Here is an 8572-nt window from a genome sequence, read left to right on the forward strand (position 1 = left end):
ATCACCGCACAGATCAAGTAACACCCCACGTACTCCGGCTGTGCATGGCAGACCGGAACGGCCAACGCCCCGTCGCTTGCGACGGGGCGTTGCTCGTGCGTGGAGACACCGGATCAGCGAGCTCGTGCCCGGTACGCCCCCGGCGCAGTCCCACAGGCACGGGTGAAGTGCACGTAGAAGCTCGACTGCGACCCGAAGCCCGCGGCGTGCGCGATCTCCGAGGTAGTCATCGACGTCGTCGCGAGCAACCGCTGCGCCTCGGCCACCCGGCACCGTGTCAGGTACTCGACGATCGTGGTGCCGACGTCCTGTCGGAACACCGACATCGCGTAGTGCGGGTGCAGGTGCGCGGCCGCTGCGACGTCAGCGACCTCGATCGGTTCGCGGAACCGGTCGACCACGAACCGCACCATGTCGATCACCCGGTGCATGGCATCCGCGGTGCCGTGCCCGCCGCCGGGCCGCAGGTCCACGGCGTCGCGATGGTGCCGGAGCAGGCGACGCACGAGCGCCTGCGCCTCGAGGTTGGCGATGATCTCCGCACCGTCGTCCGCGAAGTCCCGCTGCCACGACCCGAGCATCGACTCGACGTCACGGCCGGCAGCTGCGGTCGGCACGACGACCGGGCGGTTCAGGAGCATCGCTCCGAGGTCGTGGTCGGGTAGTCCCCACGCCAGCACCTCGGCCAGGGGGATGTGCACCCAGCGGAACTCGCCGGTACCGGTGCCGTCACCCACGAGCTGGTGCGGGGTCCAGCCCCAGAACAGTGCGATCTCGCCCGCGTGCACACTGACCGGCGCCCCGCCGAACCGGTAGTCCAGGTGCCCGTCGAGCACCAGGTTCATCTCGAGGTCGTCGTGCCGGTGGGAGGACGCCATGAGCGGGGCCGGGCCGCGGTGGCTCCAGTACGCCGCTTCCATCGTCTCCACGTCGAGCACGTTGCTGAGCCTACGTGAGCGAGCAATCTCCCCACGCAGGACCTCCGTCAGGGGGTCGCTTCACGAGACCAGTAGTCGGCCCTGATGATCAGCAGTTCTCCGTCCACTTCTGCACCCAGGTTGACGGTCCGCGGGTCCCACAGCGTCCCGCGTTGCCGTGCCTGGGGTGTCATCCCCAGGCTCGTTGCGAGATCCTCCGGGCTCGTTCCGACGGGCGGTCGGACCGAGAGCACGGCCCAGCACCCACCAGAAGCGCACTCCTTCTCCTCCGCGATCAGCTCGCTGCCCGCTGGCAGTGAGACCGAGGCAGCGGGTGGTACATCCCCCTCGGTCGCGAACACGGACAGGGACACGAGGCGGACACCGGCGAGCAACGCGATGAGCGCAAGCGTCACCACGACCGATCGCTTCCGTCTCCCCGTGGCCGTCACGGGCGCCACCCTACGGCTTCGGCGCAGCAGCCTGGCCTGGTACTCACTCGACGGTGTGGAGCACTTCGATGCTGACGGGCACGTTCCCAGAGCACGTCGTACTCCTCACGACTTGCCACAGGCGCCGACGCCTACTTGTCCCACGCCGTCACGGACGCGAGACCTCGGGCGGCGCGTTCCTCATCGAGCAGCTGCTGCACCACCTGGCTCTTCGCTGCCGTGTAGGCACGACCGTCCGACGATCGCGCTGCTCGGGTCTTGACCTCCCGGTACCGCGCAACGGCGGTCGGGTCGCTGAGCAGTTTGTCCCGGAAGAGCCGTTGGTTGCACTCGTCCCACTGGTCCGAGGCGAAGGCGTGGAGGATGTGGGTCCTCGCCCCGTCTCGCTCTCGGGTGTACACCCCGTGGCTCTTCGGACCGGAACGGTGCTGCGTGTAGCCCGTCGCCGCGAGCAACGGGCCGAGCGCCAACGGATCCGTGTCGACTGCGACCCGGACCGCGATGTCGATGACCGGCTTCGCTTCGAGGCCCGGGATGGCCGTGCTGCCGATGTGTTCGACCGCGAGCACGCGGTCTCCGAGCGCGGCGACGAGCCGCGACGCCTCACGCTGGTAGTCCGTCTCCCAGGAGTCGCGGTGTGCTTCCAGCTGCACCGCGGCAGGCGCTCCCGCGGACCGGATCGTGGCCATCGCCGCTGGCCACAGCGCGTCCAACCGCGGTCCCCACGGATCCGCCATCACGCCGCTCTGACGGAGTTCGACAACCTCGGACGCGGGGAGCCACTTCCAGGCCATCACCTCGGCCGGAGCTGGCCGCACGGTCGAGCCGGCAGGTTCCCGCACGATGAAGAGATCCACCAGCGCAGAGTCCTCGGTGAAGCGACCGACCCACTGCAGCGCGTCGGGCGCGACCTCGAGGGCGGTCTCCTCGCGCAGTTCACGGCAGGCCGCCGCTGTCCCCGACTCGCTGGCGAGCGCGCTGCCACCGGGGAACTCCCACCCGTACGCGAACTCCTTCGTCGGAGCTCGTTGCGTGACGAGGACGGTCCCGTCGGCGCGGTGGACGCAGACCGTGACCACGAGGTGGAAGGACCCGGCGGGCCAACCGCTGTCGCCTCGCCGGAACGTCGCGCCCGTCGCTCCACCGCCCGCATCGACCACATCCCACCACTCGTCCACGACCGCCAGCGTACGACGACCGTCGCGACCCGGGTCGTGCCAGCGGGCGACTCAAGGTCGCCGAGACCCCGCAGCGACGACGGCGACCAGACCGCTCCAGTCGGAGTGGTAATCCTCGTCGACGGCCGCACGGCTCTCCGCGTAGACGTCGGCGGCGCGCAACGCCAGGGACGGGCTCAGCGCTCCGGACAGTGCCGTCTGGCTCCCGGCCGCGGCGAGGTCCGTGGCGGAGCCGAACCGGTGGTGCACCGTCCCCTCCCGCTGGTCGGCGAGGATCATGCTGTGCACGAGCGCCTCGCGGACCACCCCGAGCACGAGGTGTAGCCCGATGACGTCCGCTCCGCGTCCGAACCGTGTGGCGGCCAGTGCGAGGTCGAACCGCTGACTGTTGTCCGGAGGCTCCGGAGGAAGCTCGAGCGTCGCACCTCGCGTCACGAAGTCCATGCGGCGACCGTCCGCGAGTACGAGGCGAACCTGCTGCACCCCGTCGTCGACGGTGCTCTGCCACGCCCACGGTTCACCTCCGAGGAGTGTCCGCGCGTCGACGTCCGCAATGAGATCGAGCTCGACGTCGAGGTCGCTCCACGGGTCCAGCTGGTCGGGCGTGAGGACGGAGCCGTACGGACGGACCGCGCCGACCGCCGGGTCCGTGCGGAGCCTCTCCAGGAGCGACTGCTGCCAGTGCATCACCGAACCCTACGAGCTCCACGCCATGAGCGGGGCCGGGCCACGGTGGCTCCAGTACGCCGCTTCCATCGCCCCGACGTCGAGCTCCACGTCGAGCACGATGTCGAGACCACGTCAGAGCCCCTTCCGTCTGTTCGTCTCCCAGTACCCCAGCACCAGCTCGTCGCCCGGCGGCAGTTCGCGTTCGACGAGCCGGAAGAGTCGCCGCGCCTGGCGCTCGGACGAGCGCGCCGCGGCCTCGGTCGGCCATCCCGCTTCCACCGAGTAGTCCTCGTTGAACTCGGCGGCCCACCGCAGTACTTCGTCGCGGACGGTCTCCGACAACGCCGGTGTCCCCTCTGGGCACAGGCCGTCCTCGTCCCAGAGCGGCCAGTCGACGCTGTACTCGTTCATCAGTCGGTAGCGCACCGGACAACACTCGCACAGCGGGCCACGGATCGATCCGAGGATCCTGGAACCCCACCGTCCGAAGCCGGAGGACCGCACACCCCCGCGCTTCCTACCGTCGACACATGACCAAGATCACCATCATCGGCGCCGGCGGCTTCGTCTTCCCCTTCCGCCTCATCGGCGACCTCGTCTCCTTCCCCGCCCTGCAGGACGCGACGTTGCACCTCATGGACCTCGACGCGGGCCGGGTCGCCCGCACCGCGACGGCCGCCCGCGAGCTCGTCGCCCACCACGGCCTCGGCGTCGAGGTCCTCGAGACCACGGACAGGCGTGCGGCCCTGGCGGGTGCCGACGTCGTCATCATCACGTTCCAGGTCGGCGGCGTCGAGTCCTACAAGTGGGACGTCGAGATCCCGCGCAAGTACGGCATCGACCAGGCGGTCGGCGACACCGTCGGCCCGGGCGGCGTCTTCCGCTTCCTGCGGTCGGTCCGCGCGTACGAGGACATCGCCCGCGACGCGCTCGAGCTCTGCCCGGACGCCCAGTTCATCAACTACGCGAACCCGATGGCGATGGCCACGGCGTTCCTCAACGCGAAGGGGCTCCGGACGGTGGGCCTCTGCCACAGCGTGCAGGGCACGACCCGCATGCTGGCCCGCACGCTCGGCGTGCCGTACGACGAGGTCGAGTTCGTCAGCGCCGGCATCAACCACCAGGCGTGGATCCTCGAGTTCACGCGTCGGAACGGCGAGGACCTCTACCCGCGTCTGCGCGAGGTTATGACGGCGAAGCACCAGCGGGGCGTCGCGGCGTCCGACCTGCACGACGACGACGGCGACCACAGCGAAGCGGCTGCCGCGGCGAGCAACTACGAGGGCGGCAACGAGCAGGTCCGCACCCAGCTGATGCGCTCGTTCGGGTACTTCGAGACCGAGTCGAGCCACCACGCCAGCGAGTACGTGCCGTACTTCCGCAAGGACCCGGAGACGGTGCTCGAGTACATCCCGGAGCGCTGGGACTACTACGAGATCTGCCTGGCGCACGACGAGCAGGGCGACGTGGACACGCAGCTCGAGAAGCTCAAGGCCGACCTGACGCCGAGCGTCGAGTACGGCGCGAGCATCGTGAACGCGATCGTGACGGGTGTGCCGGCGGTCGTCTACGGCAACGTGCCGAACGCCACGGGCGTCATCCAGAACCTGCCGTCCGACGCCTGCGTCGAGGTCGCGTGCCTGGTCGACGGCAAGGGGGTGCAGCCGACGTCGTTCGGTGAGCTCCCGCCGCAGCTCGCCGCGATCAACCGCACGAACACGAACGTGCAGACCCTCGCGGTGCGCGCTGCACTCACGGGCAACGTCGAGCACGTCCACCACGCGGTGGCTCTGGACCCGCTGACGGCGGCGCACCTGACGCTCGACCGCATCGCCGAGATGACCGACGAGCTCCTGCACGCCCACGCGGCGCTCCTCCCCGAGTCGCTGCGTCCGGCGGACGCGGTCACCGCGGCACCGGTGGCCGACCGGGAGGCCCGCCCCGCGCTCGTCTGAACCGTCGCGCCCGACGTGGGGTCGGGTCCAGGACGCGACCCCACGTCGGACGCGCGGCGCCCCGTGTGCGCACCCCGCGCCTCCCGGCCGACCTGAACGGCACCACGACCTCAAAGGAGAGGACCATGCCGACCCGACCATCCCCCCAGCTCGCCAGACGGGGGTTCCTCGCCCTCGCCGGCATCTCGCTGACCGGCGCGCTGGCAGCGTGCGCCGGCGGCGGCACGACCGGCCGCGGCGGGACGAAGCACATCCGCCTGTCCACCTGGAACATCCCGACGGACATCACGAGCTACCAGGCGATCGCCGACGAGTTCGTCGCGGCGCACCCCGGCACGAGCGTCGCCATCGAGGTGACCACCGGGCAGTTCCACCAGTGGTTCATCACCCGGCTCGCCGCCGACCTGGCGCCGGACGTCATCCGGATCACCCCGCAGCAGATCGGCCGGTACGCCGCGAACGGCAGCCTGGTCGACATCTCGGGGTCCGTCCCGGCGGACTACCGGCAGGACTACAGCGACCCGTTCTGGGCGATCGGCGCGCGGGACGACGGCGTGTACGGCGTCTTCCAGCACACCGACAACTTCATCACCTACTACAACCGCGACGTCATGGAGCAGATCGGCGTCTCGCCGCCGCAGGCCCTGGCCGACGCGTGGACGTGGGACGAGTTCCTCGACGTCGCGAAGGAGGTCAAGCAGGTCACCGGCAAGTACGCGTTCGGGTACGGGTGGTCGTCGCCCGAGACGGCGTACCGGTGGCTGCCGCTGGTCCACCAGAACGGGGGCGCGTTCCTCGGCGAGGACGGTGCCACCCCGTCGATGGACACCCCGGAGGCGATCGACGCCCTGGCCTTCGGCCGGAAGTGGTACGCCGAGGGACTCGCGACCACGGGCAACCTCAGCAAGAGCGGCGGCGGTGACGTCTCGCGGAACCTGTTCCTGACCGGGCAGATCGGCATGATGCTCAACAACCCGGAGTCGATCACGCAGCTCGACACCGACATGCCGGACAACTGGGGCACGGCCCCGATGATCCGGAACGTCGGCGAGGCGAGCGACCTGGGCGGCAACGCCCTGGCCGTCACGAAGTCGAGCAAGCACCCGGAGCTCGCGGCCGAGCTCGTGGCGATGATCACGTCACGGTCGAAGATGCAGCAGTTCTGCCACGACGGCAACTGGCTGCCCGCCCGGAAGTCCCTCGACGCGAAGGACATCGGGTACGCCGCGAACACCGACACGATGCAGCGGTTCATCGACCAGGGGACGACGATCCCGCTCTCGATGGTGAAGGCCGAGAGCGGCGAGTACTTCAGCTCGCTCAACGCGGTGTTCGCCGACTACCTCGACCTCTGTCTGCTCGGGCAACTGAGCCCGAGAGAGGCCTCGAACCAGATGATGGAGGCGATGCGCAGTGTCACTGCGAACTGAGACCGCGCCGGTCCGCACGACGGCGTCCACCGCCCCACCGACCGGCGGAGTCCCCGCTGGCGGCGGTGCCCGCCGAAGCCGGGGCCGCTTCGTCCCGTACGTGTTCATCGGCCCCGCGGCGCTGCTGTTCCTCGGCTTCTCGCTCATCCCGATCATCACGGCGATCGCGCTGAGCTTCCAGGACTCCAGCACCTCGCTCGGCGACGGCACCTGGGTCGGCGGGAAGAACTTCGTCGACATGGGTTCCGACCCGCTCATCGGCACGGCGCTGCGGAACACGCTCGTGTTCACGCTCGGCACCGTGCCCACCTCGATGGCGATCGGGCTCGCCCTGGCGGTCGCCCTGAACCGGCCGCTGCCCGGGCGCTCGGTGTTCCGTGCCCTGTTCTTCGTGCCGATGGTCGCGGCGGGCGTCGTGGTGGGCGTCATCATGTCGTGGATCTTCAACGGCGACTACGGCGTCGTGAACAACCTGCTCGAAGCGCTCGGGATGGGGCGCGTGCCCTGGCTGACCGCTCCGGGCTGGGCGATGGCGACCCTGGTGGTCGTCGTGGTCTGGACCCGGATCGGCTTCTGCATGGTGATCTACCTCGGCGCGCTGCAGTCCGTGCCCGCCGAGCTCAAGGAGGCCGCCGCGATCGACGGCGCCTCGCGATGGGTCCGGTTCCGGACCATCACGTGGCCGCTGCTCCGCCCGACGACGTCGATCCTGCTCATCCTGAACGTCGTGTTCTCGTTGCAGGCCTTCGACGTCATCTACGTGATGACCGGCGGCGGCCCCGGCTTCTCGACGACCGTGCTGATCCAGTACGTGTTCCGGTCCGCGTTCATCGATGCCCGGATGGGCTACGCCGCGGCGCTCGGACTGGTGCTCGTCGCGATCCTGCTCGTGTTCACGCTGCTCCGGCAGCGCGCCAACCGCAAGGCGGAGGAGATGCTCTGATGGCCGTACTCGATGTCCGCGGTGCCCGCCGCCGTCCGGCTGGAGCCCGCTCCCGGCGCCGGCCTGGTCGCTGGGTGCTCGTCGCCGGGCTCACCGCCCTCGCCATCCTGATGGTGTTCCCGCTGTACTGGATGGTCGTCTCGGCGCTCACCCCCGGCGGGCAGTCGCAGAGCGGCACGTTCTCGCTGTTCCCGACGCGGCCGACGTTCGAGAACTACACGCAGGTGTTCAGCACGCAGCCGGTCTGGCGGTGGCTCGGCAACTCGGCGCTCATCACCAGCGTCGGCACCGCGTTGAGCGTCGTCGTGTCGTTGATGGCCGGGTACGCCCTCGCCAAGTTCCGGTTCATAGGCCGGGGGCTGCTGTACTCGGCGTTCCTCGTCACGATCATGATCCCGATCCAGGTCACCCTGGTGCCGAGCTTCCTGGTCGTCGCGAAGATCGGCCTGGTCGACTCCCCCTGGGCGGTGATCCTGCCGACCGTGTTCGACGTCGTCGGGATCTTCATCGCGCGGCAGTTCATGCTCGGGGTGCCGGACGCCCTGATGGAGGCCGCTCGACTCGACGGCGCCGGCGAGTTCCAGACGTTCTTCCGGGTGGTGCTGCCCTCGTGCGGCCCCCTGGTCGGGGTGCTCGTGATCCTCGGCTTCATGACGCGGTGGAACGACTTCCTCTGGCCGCTCGTCGTGCTGCAGGGCAACGAGAATCTGACCGTGCCGGTGGCCCTGTCGACGCTGACGAACAACCCGGCGTTCAGTTCGCCGTGGGGTGCCGTGATGGCCATCGCGACCGTGACCGTGCTGCCGCTGCTCGTGGTGTTCCTGGCGTTCCAGCGCCAGTTCGTGCAGGGCATCGCCTCGACCGGCATCAAGTAGCGCGGCGGCTCGCGCCGGCACGGCGGGCGGCGTACCTGCCCGAATCGGGCGTACCTGGTCGTTTCTTTCGACCAGGTACGCCCGATTCCGCATACCAGCGCAGTGGACATGGGAAAGAAACGGACGGGAGGCACGGTGCCAACTGGCACCGTG

At 69.6% G+C, this 8572-nt stretch carries 8 protein-coding genes; 4 read left to right on the top strand and 4 right to left on the bottom strand.

Translation table 11 applies throughout. From position 1 onward, the window contains the following. Nucleotides 1-113: 113 nt before the first annotated feature. The 4 genes from ITJ69_RS19960 to ITJ69_RS19975 form a co-directional block, all read right to left on the bottom strand. Entirely contained in the window at nt 114-938 is an 825-nt protein-coding gene (locus tag ITJ69_RS19960; RefSeq protein ID WP_194648031.1) for a helix-turn-helix domain-containing protein, read from the bottom strand. Nucleotides 939-1500: 562 nt separating this feature from the next. Beyond that, complete coding sequence (locus ITJ69_RS19965) at nt 1501-2547, bottom strand: GrpB family protein (protein ID WP_194673815.1); 1047 nt, start codon at nt 2545-2547, stop codon at nt 1501-1503. Between the two features lie 51 nt (nt 2548-2598). Further along, on the bottom strand, nt 2599-3234 hold the full coding sequence (locus tag ITJ69_RS19970) for a hypothetical protein (RefSeq protein ID WP_194673816.1): 636 nt from the start codon (nt 3232-3234) through the stop codon (nt 2599-2601). Between the two features lie 114 nt (nt 3235-3348). Continuing rightward, a complete protein-coding gene (locus ITJ69_RS19975; RefSeq protein ID WP_185021029.1) occupies nt 3349-3627 on the bottom strand; it encodes a hypothetical protein in 279 nt (92 codons plus the stop codon). Between the two features lie 119 nt (nt 3628-3746). Between ITJ69_RS19975 and melA the strand changes: the two genes are divergently transcribed. The 4 genes from melA to ITJ69_RS19995 all read left to right on the top strand — a co-directional run bounded on the left by melA (nt 3747) and on the right by ITJ69_RS19995 (nt 8419). After that, nucleotides 3747-5171 (top strand): alpha-galactosidase, encoded by a 1425-nt coding sequence (melA, locus tag ITJ69_RS19980; protein WP_123293867.1) that lies wholly within the window; start codon nt 3747-3749, stop codon nt 5169-5171. A gap of 125 nt (nt 5172-5296) precedes the next feature. Continuing rightward, complete coding sequence (locus tag ITJ69_RS19985; RefSeq protein WP_228549976.1) at nt 5297-6601, top strand: ABC transporter substrate-binding protein; 1305 nt, start codon at nt 5297-5299, stop codon at nt 6599-6601. After that, a complete protein-coding gene (locus ITJ69_RS19990; protein ID WP_131922608.1) occupies nt 6585-7544 on the top strand; it encodes a carbohydrate ABC transporter permease in 960 nt (319 codons plus the stop codon). Before ITJ69_RS19985 ends, ITJ69_RS19990 begins: the two co-directional genes overlap by 17 nt. Further along, nucleotides 7544-8419, top strand: a complete 876-nt coding sequence (locus tag ITJ69_RS19995) for a carbohydrate ABC transporter permease (protein WP_228549977.1) — start codon at nt 7544-7546, stop codon at nt 8417-8419. Before ITJ69_RS19990 ends, ITJ69_RS19995 begins: the two co-directional genes overlap by 1 nt. Nucleotides 8420-8572 lie beyond the last annotated feature (153 nt).

Source organism: Curtobacterium sp. VKM Ac-2887, from assembly GCF_015350935.1.
GTDB lineage: Bacteria > Actinomycetota > Actinomycetes > Actinomycetales > Microbacteriaceae > Curtobacterium.

Bases quoted from the DNA above. Each gene is read 5' to 3' on its own strand.
- ITJ69_RS19985 (WP_228549976.1), top strand. From the start codon at position 5,297: ATGCCGACCCGACCATCCCCCCAGCTCGCCAGACGGGGGTTCCTCGCC.
- ITJ69_RS19970 (WP_194673816.1), bottom strand. From the start codon at position 3,234: ATGCACTGGCAGCAGTCGCTCCTGGAGAGGCTCCGCACGGACCCGGCG.
- ITJ69_RS19995 (WP_228549977.1), top strand. From the start codon at position 7,544: ATGGCCGTACTCGATGTCCGCGGTGCCCGCCGCCGTCCGGCTGGAGCC.
- ITJ69_RS19975 (WP_185021029.1), bottom strand. From the start codon at position 3,627: ATGAACGAGTACAGCGTCGACTGGCCGCTCTGGGACGAGGACGGCCTG.
- melA (WP_123293867.1), top strand. From the start codon at position 3,747: ATGACCAAGATCACCATCATCGGCGCCGGCGGCTTCGTCTTCCCCTTC.